The following is a 13,680-nucleotide window of genomic DNA, read 5'->3' on the forward strand; positions in this document are numbered from 1 at the left end:
TTGTACTTGTTTTTGGTATTAATTAGTTAGTGCTAACTTAGCTCCAAAGCCTACTAATAAAGAGCTTAAACCGTATTTAAGTAGATTAGAAAACGCTTTGCTTTCTGCTATAACGGTTCTAAATTTGCCGGCAAAAGTGGCAATACAGATAAACCATAGTAAAGCGATGAAGGCGGTTGTAATACCGAGCATTCCAATCATTGATGGTGATGAGGTTTCTGGTGTTAAAAACTGAGGAATGAAAGCAACAAATGTTAAACAAACCTTAGGATTTAATGCATTGGTTAAAATGCCTTGTTGAAATACTTTTATGTTTGATGTTTTCTTTGCTGTCTCTAATTCGGCAATTCCACCTTTAGCGGTAAACATTTTAAAGCCGATATAGCATAAGTAGGCTGCACCAATGTATTTGATGATGGTAAAAGCTGTTGCAGAAGAGAGTAATAGCGCACTTAAACCAACCACGGCTAAAAAGGTATGAAATAGAACACCAGTAGCTACGCCAAATGCTGCATAGATACCTGTTTTTCCACCACCACTTAAGGCTCTTGAAAGAACGTAGAAGAAATCAGCGCCGGGCATCGCACAAAAGGCGAACATACCAGCCATAAAAAGTAAATAGGTTTCAATGCTCATAAAGATCCATGTATCAAAGAGTTAAATATAGATGTTTTGATAAAGTTTATTTGAACTTCATTAATTTCGCGTACTGTACTGTTTATTGAGCGATATATAAACATTTATTCGGAGACTTTAAGTAAATAACCGTTTATACCTCGAATAATAACTATATCAATGGTGATTAATTAGACTATTTATCTATTAAATTATTGAATTAAGAAGAATGAAGAGATAATTATTAGAATTGGAATGAGAGGTTTATTTTCAGGTTGGGTTAAGGCAGCCAGTTTAAAAAATTGACTGCCAATGACATAGGTTATTAATTTATTGGCTTATCCAAACGGAAACAGATTTTTCATTCACAGGGAATTGCCCCCATCCATTAGCGTCCGTCCAAATAGTTTCACTTCTGTTGCCTAAAGTATCTTTAAACGCAGAGCTTTTTTTACCGGTATACATCCATTTTGCATCAGCATAAGAATCTGTCATAACAACGGCCATTGCATTAGGATGCTCATTATTACCTTCCCGAGTCCAACCAATAATATCTTGGTGATCTAAATAGCTGTTTTGTTTACCATACGCAAAATCTTTACGTAGGGTTATTAGCTCTTTTAGGTGTTTAACTGGGGCAAGATTAATGTCATATTTATCTTTATATTTTGCACCATAATAATCGGGGTAGAAGACACTTGGGTAGCCTTCCTCTCGCAGTAAGATCACAGCATAAGCAAGGGGTTTAAACCAATACTCAACAGGGGATTCAAGAGCTTGCATTGGTTGGGTGTCGTGGTTTTCAACTAAGGTAACTGCTTTGGTTGGGTTATCTTTCATTAACGTACCATTCATGATTGAACCCATATCAAAATACCCATTTTTAATTGAGGCTTGGTAGAAGTTCATGTGTAATGGTGCATCAAATAAAGACATCTCTCCGTTAGTTTTAGTAATGAAATTATGTAATTGATTAACATCATAATTCCAATATTCCCCCACAATAAATAGATCTTTATCTGATGCTGCTTGCATATGTTCAGACCATTCTTTTAGATATTGATATTTTATATGCTTAACAGCATCCATACGGAAGCCGTCAACCTTTTGTTATAGTTAAATACCATTCGCCCCAGTCTTTTAATTCTTGTTTTACTTCAGGGTGATCCATATCGAGGTCGGCATACATTAAATAGTCGTAGTTACCATTTTCATTACTGACTTCCCAATCCCATGCTTTACCTGTTCCTTTGAATTTAAAAATGGATTTTTCACCAGTTGCAGCATCATAATCAACACCATCAAAGTGATACCAAGTCCAATGGAAATCTGAATATTTATCATTTCGACCAGGGAAAGAGAAATCGACCCATGCCTCAATCCATTGTTGGCCAAGCTCTTGATTGCGATCATTCCAATCAACTTTTACTGTGTCTACCCATCGTTTTCCATCTGCCCCCCCTCGATGGTTAAAAACGACGTCACCGTAGACTTGAATATTATTTGCGTGAGCTTTATTAATTGCAGTTAGGTATTGCTCTTTGGTTCCATACTTAGTTCGAACGGTACCTTTTTGGTTAAATTCACCTAAGTCGTACATATCGTAGACTCCATAACCTACATCATTGATACCACCGTCGGCTTTATAGGCTGGTGGTAACCATAGAGCGGTAATACCATTATCAGATAGTGCTTCTGCATTAGTCGTTACTTCTGACCATAAACTTCCATCGTTTGGGCTGTACCAATGGAAGTATTGCATCATAGTGCCATTTTGTTGAGAGTAAGCGTTAAAAGAGCTTAAGATTGTAAGGGCAAGTAAGCTTATTTTTTGTTTTTTATATTTCATGTCTACCACTGCTATTTTGTAAAATCCGTCATTGGGTAGCTAAAAATATAGAAAAACGTTATCACCTAATTGAACTTGATTCACAGTGTCAATATTTTATGAGTGATAACGAGTCAATAAAATAAACTTTTCATCGCATTTTTGTCATGAATTTCTTGAATGTGTTATTCAGAGACTTCTAATAAATAATCTTCAACTTGTTCTGATAGCCAATCAATAATCACACTACGAGACATATTTGCTTTGGTTATCTCCGTAAAAGACTGCCAGTTCATAGCTCGATTATGTCTAAGTACCTTTAATGTTCCATCACGTAAGTACTCGTTCATTAATAATGCAGGCACTGAAGACCAGCCTGTTTTATCTAATACGGCATCACGAAGGTGTTCATAAAAGTTTAATGCAATATATTTGCTGGATTTAGATTCCACTGCGATTAGTTCATCATCAGTGATGTAATTAACAATAATTTCAGTGTTGGTTTCTAAATCAATTTGATTAACTTTCCTGAGTTGACTTAATGGATGGTCTTTATGTGCGACCGACATTAACCGAATTTGCCCTAACTCATTTTGGTGTAAGTGTATTGATCGATTATTGATCGGGAAGAGACCATAAGCTACATCAACCATGTTTTGGGTGACCATATTTTCTAATTCAGGAGAGGGTGCGACATAAATAGAGATACAGGTATTAGGAAACTTTCGACTCATTCGGGCTAAAATTTCACGCCAAATAGACTCAGGAAGTGCATCGTCTCTTACAACTCTAATTGTTGAGGCGATACCTGCATTATATTGTGAGCATTTACTCGTAATATCATTGCTGATAAGCAACATACGCTGGCAATCATTCGCAATCGACGCCCCAATCTCTGTAGGGGTAATACGATTACCTGTACGACTTAATAGAGAAACACCAAGTTCATCTTCCAATGTATTGAGTGCAGCACTTACGGTTGTGCGACTTTTTTGTAATTTACGCGCGGCTTCTGCAATAGAGCCAGTTTCAACCGTATATAAAAACATTTCAATTTGACTGGTTTTCACATTAATTCCTTTAATTCGATTGAGCGACGAAAAAGCTGACGCTGACTAGTTATCATATCATCAATGATAACGCTATGATGGGTTCTATAAATCAAAAGGATAAAAATAAGCCAATGGAGCAAAGAATGTCTGATTCAATCAGAAAAGAAAGGCAATTATTGATGATCTCAACCGGATCTGCATTCGTGTTTGCATTAATGGGGATAGGTCTAGGAGTGTGGATTAACTCATTAGTAATTGTGTTTGATGGCGTATATTCTTTAGTCAGTTTAGCGTTAACATTAATATCACTATGTGCAGCGATTTATATTCGCAAAGAGTCAGTTGCAAAAGAAATCAAGCAGGTTAAGGTAATTGAATCTGGAGTGATTTTATTTAAAGGGATTGCAATTACTTTAATGTGTATGCTTTCTTTCATTTCTGCAGTTGAGGCGATAATACAAGGTGGCCGCGATGTTAATACCGGTATTGCTTTGGTTTTTGGTGTGGTCAATTTAATAGGTTGTTACTTTACTTATTGGGTGATGAAATCTCAAAGTAATAAAATTGATTCAACCTTGGTAGATGCTGAAGCAACGCAATGGCTAATGGATACAGTGATCAGTGCAGCTGTTCTTGGAGGCTTCATGATTGCAAAAATTTTGCTAATGACTCCTTTTGCTGACTATGCTCAATTTGCCGACCCTATGATGGTGGTAATTGCATCACTGTATTTTATTGTTGTTCCTGTGAAAATGATAATAAGTGCAGCTAAGCAATTGCATCATATTAAGAAAGAGAGTCCAGTGGGAAAGCTATTACACGTCTAAGTTCGTTCATCTTTAGGCGTGTCCATAACCACTAATGTACCGATTGAGTTGACCTGAGAGATCTCTCCAAGTACGTTTGAATGAAACTGCTTATAAGATGAGAGGCTCTCAGTCTCAACGCGTAATAAATATTCATTTGCTCCTGTAATATTGTGGCATTCTGTTACTTCTTTCGATTCCATTATCTGAGCTTCAAAATCTTTTTGTGATTGTTTGCTGTGATTAGATAATCCAATCGTCACATACGCTACAAACCACACTCCGCATTTTTTTGGATTTAATACCGCTCGGTAGCCTTGAATCGTTTCATTTCGTTCTAATTCTTGCACTCGTCTCAGTGTGGCTGATGGTGATAATCCAATGCGCTCTGAAAGCTCAACATTAGTTAATCGACCATTCCTTTTTAACTCTTGCAATATTCTTTCGTCAAATCTATCCATAGCGACTAATCCTTGCGTATTTAATTTATTTTAAGCAAATATAGACAGAAAATTTACTCAGTCTCGCATTAAGATACAAGCAGAATTTACTTTTATAAGATGCTCATTATGGATTACACCTATTTACTTGCTTTAACCACGTTTGCTTTTGTTGGCGCGTTTACGCCTGGTCCAAATAACATTATGTTGATGACTTCTGGAGCGAACGTTGGTTTTGTGCGAACTATTCCCCATATGCTGGGTGTGATCTTCGGTTTTGCGTTTATGCTGATATTAGTAGGATTTGGTTTGGTTCAAATTTTTCATACCTATCCACAACTAGAGAAAGCATTACAAATTATCAGTGCAGCCTATTTATTGTATCTGGCCTATAAAATCGCGAGTAGTAAGCCTGTAGATAATATTAATGGCGATTATAAGCCAATGTCATTTTTGCAAGCGGCAAGCTTTCAGTGGATAAATCCAAAGGGGTGGTCTATGGCATTATCGGTAATGAGTATTTACGCGACTAATGCTGATATGTTTAGTGTATTTCTAATCGCATTCGTGTTTATTTGCATTAATGTGCCAACTGTTAGCTTTTGGACGGCCGCAGGAAAGCAGTTACAAAAAAGATTAACGAACCCGAGTCATTTGAAAATATTTAACTACAGCATGGCAGGGTTGTTAGTTGGTTCTATGGTGATGGGATTTTAATTATTTCTAGCTGATTGCCTTGTTAAGACAATGTAAGCGACTTGGATATGTTATCTTTAAACATATCAATCCGTAATTACACGATTAATAAGGCCATTTTTATGTATCGATCTCTCTGTCTGCTTGCCATGCTTATTTTTACCTCGCTTTCAATTCAAGCTGAAGAGGTGAGTTATTCAGAACAAGAGTATTTAGACCGACCATTAATGGAGCGTTACATTCTTGATGAATTGAAAGCATTACGGACAGAGCAACAAGATTTAGAAAAAAGAATGATCATCCAAATTACAGACAGGGAGCTTGCTGTTGCGGATAAGTCCCTTAATTATTCTAATGTAACCGTGACCTATTTCTTCTATGTTATTGCAGCCGTTGCTTCTTTAGTTGCTTTGATTGGTTGGCAGTCTCTAAAGGAAATGAAGCAAAACACCAGAGAGATGGCAGATAAACAGCTCTCTAAAATTGCCCAAGATTATGAAAAAAAATTTGGGGCATTAGAGCGAGATTTAAAACGTAAAACACGAATAATTACAGAGAATAACCGTGAAATTGAAATCATCAATGAAGTCCATAACTTGTGGCTACGAGCACAAAACGTTCAAACTGCCGAGCAAAAAATGGATGTATACGATGAAATTTTAAAAGTCAGACCTGGGGATTTAGAAGCATTAACCTATAAAGCGGATGCTGCGATGGAGATGCGTGAATTTCATTGGGCTTTAAATTTATGTAACCGAGTTCTGGAAGTGGATGATCAAAACGCACATGCACTATTTCAACGTGCGTGTGCGTATGCTCAATTGGGTGCAGAAGTTCAGGCTATTGATGATCTACAACGTTCAATTACTGCGAGTTCTTCAATGCGTGAGCTCGTTATTGAAGAAACAGATTTTGATCCATTACGAGGGCTAGATCGCTTTGAGGCCCTGTTAGAAGAGTAACTCTTATAAACTATTCACCAAGGTGCTCGGTAATGAAATCTAAAAAGCAGCGTACCTTGGCAGACATATGTTTACGACTTGGATAAACAACAAATACATCAATGGTAAGTTTGGGGTAATCTGAAAACAGCTCAACCAACTTTCCGGTTTCTAACTCATCAGTTAAGTGGAATTTTGGAATGCGAGTTATCCCTTGCCCTGCCAAACATAATGATAGCTCCATAAATGAGTTATTAGTAATCACTTGACTTTGAAGTGGCACTGGTAGCTCTTTGTTTTCTTTATCGATAAAATCCCACACCGTGCCTTGCTTTACATAAGCGTAACCAATGGTTTTATGATTAGTTAGCTCTAAGGGATGAATCGGAGCTCCATATTTTTTCAAGTAATCAGGAGAGGCGATGACCACAGCTTGGGAGCTTAAAAATCGACGGCTGATCAAGCTTGAGTCTTCAAGTTGATGAGATGCACGGATCGCCATATCAAATCCTTCTGCCACAATATCTATTTTACGATCATTTAAATCGAGTTCTAATGTGATATCAGGATAGCGATCAGCAAACTTACCAAGAATAGGACGTAAACGAGAAAGTGCAAAGCCAACAGGGCAACTTACCTTAAGACGTCCTTTTGGAGTAGCTTGTTGACCAGTAACTGCGTTCTCAGCCATTTGTGCATCTTCAATTAATTGTTGGCACTGTTGAAAATACAACTCTCCTTCAGGAGTTAATCGTAGTGTCCGTGTTGTACGGTGTAATAAACGGATGCCTAACCGTTCTTCTAATTTTCCGATTTCTTTACTTATATAGGACGTTGAATGCCCACTATTGTGAGCTGCTTGAGTAAAGCTACCACTAGTGACGACCTCAACAAAAATTACCATTCCATCAAATAACGCTGAATTAAAGGCCATAATTAACTTATTCACACTTATATTACGAGTCATATGGAAATAATCATTGCACATTTAGGTTATTAATCAACGTTCGTGAATGAACTATAGTTACTCCATCGCAAAAAAGAACAAGACATTTGAAAAGAGCTGAGAATTAACTACTCTTTTTACTTAATCGAATATGAAGGTACTCTTATGAAAATTTTAGCATTAGCAGCAAGCAGCAGTTCAACATCAATTAACAAACAATTGGCCACTTACGCAGCCAGCTTGGTGCCTAATTCTGACATAGACGTTTTAGATCTAAATGACTTTGAAATGCCAATCTTTAGTGAAGATAAAGAGAAAGAACTAGGTCAGCCTGAGCCTGCAAAACGTTTTTTCCAAAAAATTGGTGAAGCCGATGCGATTGTTATCTCATATGCAGAGCATAATGGTTCTTATGCTGCGGCATTTAAAAATGTGTTTGATTGGACTTCTCGTATTGATATGAAGGTCTATCAAGGTAAGCCTGTAATCATGTTAGCAACATCACCTGGCCCTGGTGGTGCAGCGACCGTACTTGCTGCCGCAACAGGCTCTGCTCCTTACTTTGCAGCAGATGTAAAAGGTTCTCTTTCTATTCCAAGTTTTTACGATAACTTTGATATGGAAAAAGGCGAGCTACGTAACGAAGAATTGGTGCAGCAATTAAAAACAGCAATGTCGGCACTGGCATTATAGTTTTTAATTGATAAAGGTGTGTTTTAATGAAGAAAGGCGGACTCAATATTGGGTCCGCCTTTTTGTTCAAAAAACTAATCCGATTAGGCTTTATGCATTAAGTTCTGGTTAAAAAGTAAAAGCTAAGTTACCCGATGCACCAAATTGGTTTTCACCAGCATATGAGCCTGCAATATCTAAACTAACAACATCGAAAGGACTAATTCCGATACCAGCGGTAATTGAGTTTTCTAATGTATCTTCTAAATCCATTTCATAGCCAGCACGTAACTGTGCCCAACCCCAAGCATTTCCTTCAATACCAAAGCGTAAAAACTGGGTATCATCTTTCAAGCTTGTAAAACGAGTTTGTTTTGTTAAATCGGCGTCAAAGGCTGCTGTGAAGTATTCAGCTGCATAAGCAAAACCCAGAGTAGCTTGAGTGTTTAACTCATAAGTATCTTTTAAGCCATGATGTTCTGCGTCAATTTCTTGAGCAATAATATCTTTTATTGCCAATGCAGTACGGAAGTTACCCTTGTACCAAACTGCACCTAAATCAATGTTGAAGGCATTTTCTGTAATTTCAGTTTCATCGTAATTGTCGATATCAAAATCTTCAATCGTAGTACGTTGTGCATAAGTAGTCATTTGTTGATATTTAGGAGTAACACCAAAAGAGACCTTTTCTTCAGCAATTGTAAACTCTTTCGCAATTGCTAGGCCAAATTCAGCATAGCCAAAAGCGACCATATCAACATTTGAATTTTGGTAACGTTGTTCAACATCAATAGGTGTAGAGCCAGTATTTGCAGCAACATCAGGTGCTGCAATAATCTCGGTATATCCTCGGCCATATAAATTTAGAGCAACGGTTTTTGTTGGCAGCGCAATTGCAAAGCCAAGTCCAGCAGTAACGGTTAGTGGTTTATTGTTTTCAAGTTGATCTAAATATCCATTAAGTTCGTCAACTTGTCCTTGAGAAGGTGTTGTTGAATTTTCAAACTCTTCAATAGATGATTGAAGATCATCAATAGTTGTTAACGTATCATCGCTATCACGTGCAGAAGCACCAATCGCAGGTAGCAAAAAAGCAAAATCATCATTTTCTTTAAAACTTGTCGCGAGAGCGGGATTATAAAATGGAGCGACAAGATAGTCAGCAGAAGCAACACCAGTGTTACCCATAGCATTACCGCGAGCGTCAGCCACTTGGTTTGCCGCGTATAGATTAGTACTTAATAGTGCTGTACCAATGCTTAAAGAGAGTAAGGTTATTTTTTTCATGAGCGTAAAGTCCATTTATATTGTAGATATTCTGCATGAGAGATTAACGAGGTAATTAATTTGTAAAATCCCATAAATGCAGTGAATAGAATCTATTATTTTAGCTCTATTTTGTATTTATTGTGTGCTATTCGTCTCAAATATCTAGTGTAAATGGAGTATTATTGATGATACTTCATAAGTTTGATGAACTTTTTAGTAAAAACGGAAATGAATTCAAGTTAGAGATACTTAGGAGTGCTCTACTCTTCTTTAGAATTAAGGTTTGTTTTAGACGGTTTTTTAAATCTTTTGATAATTAGAGAGATGGCAAAACAAAATGCACCAACGATAAGGACAGATCGTAGAATAGTGAAACTATCATGTTCTAACTGTTGCAGATGAGGGCCAACAGAAGCAAATAAACGTAGGCTAAAAAAGGCGAGAAGAATAAATGGGACAATTTTTTTCATGTATTAGATGCTCCGCTAAATGTTAGTTAATGCCATATGTATAAAAACATCATAACTAAAACGGAGCATATTTTAAGTGTATTAATCAGTAAATTTAGATTACTTTTTTAGCAATCATCAGCGTTGAACTAAAATTTGTAGTTAACACCGATAGACATTAAGTATTCTGATTCATTATAAAACTCGATGTTAGAGCTACTGCTGCCGTAACCTGCAAATGAGATAAATGATACATCTTCCCAGCCCATTAGATTATCGTATTCATATGCGGCAAATAAGCTAATCTCATTATCATTACGAGTTTTATCAAACACCGGATTTGAACCATCGTAGCTACGATTTGTGTAACCTGCCGTTAGTGCAAATTGGTGCTTATCAAGGACTTTAAAATAAGTTAAATCAGCACCGATTGCGTTATAGGCCATCGCATCACCATCAGCAGAGCGGATAGTGTAACTTAGAGAGGGGATTAGGCCTGATGAACGATCTAGCATGTATTTATATTCACCTTTAAGGAAAATTAAACTGCCATCACGTTGTAGAGCTTCTTGATCTTTTTGAGAGAATTGAGAGCCAGAAGTCTCATTATCAACATCGATTGTTGCGTATGCCATATCTAAAGAGAAATCAGAACCTGCAATATCAATTAGTTGTAGCCGGTAAGCGTTACCTGTTTCATCGGTTACTTCACGTTTTGATCCAGTTAAGAATGGGTCTTCCCACGTTTCGTTTGCCATGATTGTAGGTAAGAAAGCGGCATCGATAATCATGCCTGAATCAAGTTGGTGCTTGTAACCTAACTCTAAAGCAAAATCACCTACCGCAATATCTTCACGAGCCGTACCAAAATATATTTGATGGTTTAAATCTTGGCCAAATGTATAGCTGACAGTGCCTAAAGGTAGCACCATAAAGTCACTGCTTGATTCGCCTTCAGAATTGAGGTCTGTTAGTGCATCTTCATTATCAGTGTTGAGATTAGAAGTTTGTGAAAAAACACCAGTATTTAATGAAATTTCACCACCAAAGCCAGCTTCATCGCTTAGCTCTGCAAATGAAGAAAATGAACATAAAGAAGTAAGAATTGAAATGGATAAGAATGATTTTTTCATTGGTTGTACTCAGTATTAAGAAGTTGGTGCCGATTATGGAGTTTGTAATGTGAAAAAAATGTCATACGGTTTCTGTGGAAGGATAGTTTTTTATTACGTCTTTAATCACGGCTTCTATTTGTGTGATGATTGGATGTTGGTAATAAGATCGGTGATATTGCATACCTAAATCAAACTTCATTTTTTTTCCCTCAAGTTTTAATGGCACTTTTACTACATTTGCTGGTAACTCTGTATCTGACGAATCAAATGAGACAAAAACGTGATGGCCTTTAGCTACGCACGCTAAAGCAATAGATGTATTTGCTACGGTGAGGTTCTGTTGTAATCGGATGCCTGTTTCAGTAAATATTCGTTGGTAATAACGATGTGTATCAACACTTCCCATCGTTATTCTAACCGTTGCTTGGTTTTCTAGTTTCTTTAACTCAACAAATGAATTATTCGCTAACGGATGTTTTTTCGGTAAATAAATAAAAAGCGCTAAGCTCCCTAGTTTTTTATCTATCACACGATGATTGACGGTTTGTGGGTATCCAGTAATCCCAACAGGTAACGTATTCTTTTTTGGAGATTCAATGTCATTTAAAGCCCAATCTTGAAAAGATAATTTAGTTTCAGGATCTTGCTCTAAGGCATATTCTATCAATTGCAGAGAGAATATTTCATTTAAGGTAGTGGGCAGATAAAAAGCCAACTCGATTTTCTTTTTCTTGGCATAAAGAGTAGTAGATATTCCATTGATGTCATTTAAAAAATTTAATGGTTCTTCTATTTCTTTGTGCAGGTTAATCATAAATGCGGTGGGTTCATATTTTCCTTTTTCAGCGATAAATAACTCATTTTCAAATAGATTTCGACAATCAGACAAATGTCGATTAAAGGTGGCTTTGCTGATATTCAATTTATGGATAGTTTTATCAACGGTTGTCCATTGATAAAGCGTGGTCAAAAATCGATATAAATTTAAATCAATGCTACTTGTCATCCGTGAATTCTTCTTACTTAATGTCCCTAAAACAGTATGGCACAAACTCAAATCTAAGAATATTCATTATCAAAAATGAGTTCGTTAATTGGTTAAGATAAATTCAGTAAAATAAGAAACAGCGATAATAATCAGCAGATTATCGATAGTGAACTAAGATTTATGTAACGTGAACGCCATAGCCATAACTTGTTATGTTAGGGCGAATATGAATGATTGAGGTAAGAATATGATCAAATCTAAATTGAAACTTTTAGCATTGTTTACAGGGTTCGTATTTTCAAGCAGTGCGGTATCTACAGAGAACTATAATACTGATATTCCTAAAAGCATAATGACGCCAGATAGTGTAGAAACCAGTATTGGGGATCTTGAATTTAAAGATGGTGCACCAAGCTTAGAGACAACTCAAAAGATTTACGACAACCTTGATACCATTCGTGCTACTGAGGTTTTCTTAAATGCGATACCTATGGCTTCAATAGAGGCATTAAGGCTTGGTCATGAAGAGTTAGGAGTCACAAAATCAAATCAAGTGGTTCTCTTTGATAAGTTGATGGATTCAAACCCACTATTTTTGACCGGGAATACCGATACCGTTTATGCATCAGCCTTTTTGGATTTAGAGAGAGATGGCCCTACGATAATTGAAGTTCCCGCAGGGATGGGACCGACCACTGTTAATGATGCGTTTTTTCGATTTGTGACAGACCTTGGTATTGTTGGCCCTGACAAAGGTAAAGGAGGGAAGTACCTTATTTTGCCACCAAATTATAAAGGAGAGATACCGAAAGGGTACTTTGTATCACAATCAACAAGCTATACTAATTGGTTTATCGCACGTGGTTTCTTGAAAGATGGAAAAACGGATTCAGCGGTAAATGCATACAAAAATGAGTTAAAAATTTATCCATTAGCGAAAAAAGATGTAAAACCAAAAATGGAATTTATCTCTGGCAGTAAGAAATCATTTAATACGGTTCATGCTAATGATGCTCATTTTTATGCAGAGCTTAAACCAGTATTAGATAAAGAGCCGGTGAGTTTTCTTGATCCTGAATTAAGAGGCTTGATGGCAAGTATTGGAATCCAAAAAAATAAACCATTTATGCCGGATGAAAGAATGCAAGAGATCTTGCAAGATGGTGTCGCTATCGGTAATGCAACAGCTCGTACTTTGATGTTTCAACCAAGAGAAAAAAAAGCGTATATCTATGAAGATCGTTTATGGAAAACGGCATTTATCGGAAAAGATTATCAATGGTTAATTGATGGAGGAGAAGGAGGGCGCAATTTAGATGCTCGTACTTACTTCTTCTATATGGCTACGGTTAATACTCCTGCGATGGCATTAAAAATGATAGGAAAGGGATCTCAATATGCCATGGTTGATAAAGCGAAAGGTGGTGACTATTTAGATGGCGGAAAGAATTATAAACTGAATATTCCAGCAAATGTTCCTGCTAAGAATTTTTGGTCAGTTGTCGCTTATGACCCTCAGACTCGTTCAGAGCTACAAACCGAACAACCATTACCAAGTAAAAATAATCAACGAGATGATTTTGTGAAGAACTCAGATGGTTCTGTAGATATTTTCTTTGGTCCAACCGCGCCAAAACAAAGGAAAGAGAACTGGATACAAACAATACCTGGTAAAGGATGGTTTACGCTATTACGTTTATATGGCCCAGAAGAGGCATGGTATGACAAAACATGGAAGCCTGGTGATATCGAGTTAATTGACTAACCAATTACTTTGATTTAGTTGAGAGGGTATACCGTCTATATGCTGTGGGTAGACGGTATTTTTATAAGGGCTCTCTAATTTTATTTAATCGAATTGGG

General features: G+C 36.8%; 13 protein-coding genes and 1 pseudogene. 5 read left to right on the forward strand and 9 right to left on the reverse strand.

Annotated features, from left to right (window positions below; translation table 11 throughout):
- Window positions 1–18 precede the first annotated feature (18 nt).
- The 3 genes and pseudogenes from ACU5DF_RS05610 to ACU5DF_RS05620 all read right to left on the reverse strand — a co-directional run bounded on the left by ACU5DF_RS05610 (window position 19) and on the right by ACU5DF_RS05620 (window position 3,513).
- On the reverse strand, window positions 19–636 hold the full coding sequence (locus tag ACU5DF_RS05610) for a LysE family translocator (RefSeq protein WP_045104452.1): 618 nt from the start codon (window positions 634–636) through the stop codon (window positions 19–21).
- A 309-nt stretch (window positions 637–945) separates the two neighbouring features.
- Window positions 946–2,464 (reverse strand): annotated as a pseudogene (amyS, locus tag ACU5DF_RS05615) (alpha-amylase).
- A gap of 164 nt (window positions 2,465–2,628) precedes the next feature.
- Window positions 2,629–3,513 (reverse strand): LysR family transcriptional regulator, encoded by an 885-nt coding sequence (locus ACU5DF_RS05620; RefSeq protein WP_446712123.1) that lies wholly within the window; start codon window positions 3,511–3,513, stop codon window positions 2,629–2,631.
- Window positions 3,514–3,638: 125 nt separating this feature from the next.
- On the opposite strand from ACU5DF_RS05620, the gene ACU5DF_RS05625 reads away from it, so the two are divergent.
- Complete coding sequence (locus ACU5DF_RS05625) at window positions 3,639–4,322, forward strand: cation efflux transmembrane domain-containing protein (protein ID WP_446712124.1); 684 nt, start codon at window positions 3,639–3,641, stop codon at window positions 4,320–4,322.
- On the opposite strand, the gene ACU5DF_RS05630 is transcribed toward ACU5DF_RS05625, so the two are convergent.
- Window positions 4,319–4,762, reverse strand: a complete 444-nt coding sequence (locus ACU5DF_RS05630; RefSeq protein WP_446712125.1) for an Lrp/AsnC family transcriptional regulator — start codon at window positions 4,760–4,762, stop codon at window positions 4,319–4,321. The genes ACU5DF_RS05625 and ACU5DF_RS05630 overlap by 4 nt on opposite strands.
- A gap of 108 nt (window positions 4,763–4,870) precedes the next feature.
- Here ACU5DF_RS05630 and ACU5DF_RS05635 point away from each other — a divergent pair, with 108 nt between their 5' ends.
- Window positions 4,871–5,458: a LysE family translocator gene (locus ACU5DF_RS05635; RefSeq protein WP_446712126.1), complete on the forward strand. Its 588-nt coding sequence runs from the start codon at window positions 4,871–4,873 to the stop codon at window positions 5,456–5,458.
- A gap of 128 nt (window positions 5,459–5,586) precedes the next feature.
- Window positions 5,587–6,399 carry a TPR end-of-group domain-containing protein gene (locus tag ACU5DF_RS05640; RefSeq protein ID WP_446712486.1) on the forward strand — a complete coding sequence of 271 codons (813 nt, stop codon included), beginning with the start codon at window positions 5,587–5,589 and terminating at the stop codon, window positions 6,397–6,399.
- Between the two features lie 10 nt (window positions 6,400–6,409).
- On the opposite strand, the gene ACU5DF_RS05645 is transcribed toward ACU5DF_RS05640, so the two are convergent.
- Entirely contained in the window at window positions 6,410–7,312 is a 903-nt protein-coding gene (locus ACU5DF_RS05645; protein WP_045104598.1) for a LysR family transcriptional regulator, read from the reverse strand.
- Between the two features lie 177 nt (window positions 7,313–7,489).
- Between ACU5DF_RS05645 and ACU5DF_RS05650 the strand changes: the two genes are divergently transcribed.
- Entirely contained in the window at window positions 7,490–8,017 is a 528-nt protein-coding gene (locus tag ACU5DF_RS05650; protein WP_446712127.1) for an NADPH-dependent FMN reductase, read from the forward strand.
- A 108-nt stretch (window positions 8,018–8,125) separates the two neighbouring features.
- On the opposite strand, the gene ACU5DF_RS05655 is transcribed toward ACU5DF_RS05650, so the two are convergent.
- The 4 genes from ACU5DF_RS05655 to ACU5DF_RS05670 all read right to left on the reverse strand — a co-directional run bounded on the left by ACU5DF_RS05655 (window position 8,126) and on the right by ACU5DF_RS05670 (window position 11,835).
- A complete protein-coding gene (locus ACU5DF_RS05655) occupies window positions 8,126–9,283 on the reverse strand; it encodes a conjugal transfer protein TraF (protein ID WP_446712128.1) in 1,158 nt (385 codons plus the stop codon).
- 242 nt (window positions 9,284–9,525) lie between these two features.
- A complete protein-coding gene (locus tag ACU5DF_RS05660; protein WP_446712129.1) occupies window positions 9,526–9,735 on the reverse strand; it encodes a hypothetical protein in 210 nt (69 codons plus the stop codon).
- Between the two features lie 128 nt (window positions 9,736–9,863).
- The gene (locus ACU5DF_RS05665; RefSeq protein WP_446712130.1) at window positions 9,864–10,847 is read right to left on the reverse strand and encodes a DUF2860 domain-containing protein; all 984 of its coding nucleotides are present in this window, start codon (window positions 10,845–10,847) and stop codon (window positions 9,864–9,866) included.
- Window positions 10,848–10,908: 61 nt separating this feature from the next.
- On the reverse strand, window positions 10,909–11,835 hold the full coding sequence (locus ACU5DF_RS05670; protein ID WP_446712131.1) for a LysR substrate-binding domain-containing protein: 927 nt from the start codon (window positions 11,833–11,835) through the stop codon (window positions 10,909–10,911).
- A 229-nt stretch (window positions 11,836–12,064) separates the two neighbouring features.
- On the opposite strand from ACU5DF_RS05670, the gene ACU5DF_RS05675 reads away from it, so the two are divergent.
- Window positions 12,065–13,582, forward strand: a complete 1,518-nt coding sequence (locus ACU5DF_RS05675; RefSeq protein ID WP_446712132.1) for a DUF1254 domain-containing protein — start codon at window positions 12,065–12,067, stop codon at window positions 13,580–13,582.
- The last annotated feature ends 98 nt before the right edge of the window (window positions 13,583–13,680 follow it).

The organism is Aliivibrio wodanis (assembly GCF_052920805.1).

Bases quoted from the DNA above. Each gene is read 5' to 3' on its own strand.
- ACU5DF_RS05645 (WP_045104598.1), bottom strand. From the start codon at position 7,312: ATGGCCTTTAATTCAGCGTTATTTGATGGAATGGTAATTTTTGTTGAG.
- ACU5DF_RS05660 (WP_446712129.1), bottom strand. From the start codon at position 9,735: ATGAAAAAAATTGTCCCATTTATTCTTCTCGCCTTTTTTAGCCTACGT.
- ACU5DF_RS05675 (WP_446712132.1), top strand. From the start codon at position 12,065: ATGATCAAATCTAAATTGAAACTTTTAGCATTGTTTACAGGGTTCGTA.
- ACU5DF_RS05635 (WP_446712126.1), top strand. From the start codon at position 4,871: ATGGATTACACCTATTTACTTGCTTTAACCACGTTTGCTTTTGTTGGC.
- ACU5DF_RS05640 (WP_446712486.1), top strand. From the start codon at position 5,587: ATGCTTATTTTTACCTCGCTTTCAATTCAAGCTGAAGAGGTGAGTTAT.
- ACU5DF_RS05610 (WP_045104452.1), bottom strand. From the start codon at position 636: ATGAGCATTGAAACCTATTTACTTTTTATGGCTGGTATGTTCGCCTTT.
- ACU5DF_RS05670 (WP_446712131.1), bottom strand. From the start codon at position 11,835: ATGACAAGTAGCATTGATTTAAATTTATATCGATTTTTGACCACGCTT.
- ACU5DF_RS05650 (WP_446712127.1), top strand. From the start codon at position 7,490: ATGAAAATTTTAGCATTAGCAGCAAGCAGCAGTTCAACATCAATTAAC.
- ACU5DF_RS05665 (WP_446712130.1), bottom strand. From the start codon at position 10,847: ATGAAAAAATCATTCTTATCCATTTCAATTCTTACTTCTTTATGTTCA.
- ACU5DF_RS05630 (WP_446712125.1), bottom strand. From the start codon at position 4,762: ATGGATAGATTTGACGAAAGAATATTGCAAGAGTTAAAAAGGAATGGT.
- ACU5DF_RS05655 (WP_446712128.1), bottom strand. From the start codon at position 9,283: ATGAAAAAAATAACCTTACTCTCTTTAAGCATTGGTACAGCACTATTA.
- ACU5DF_RS05625 (WP_446712124.1), top strand. From the start codon at position 3,639: ATGTCTGATTCAATCAGAAAAGAAAGGCAATTATTGATGATCTCAACC.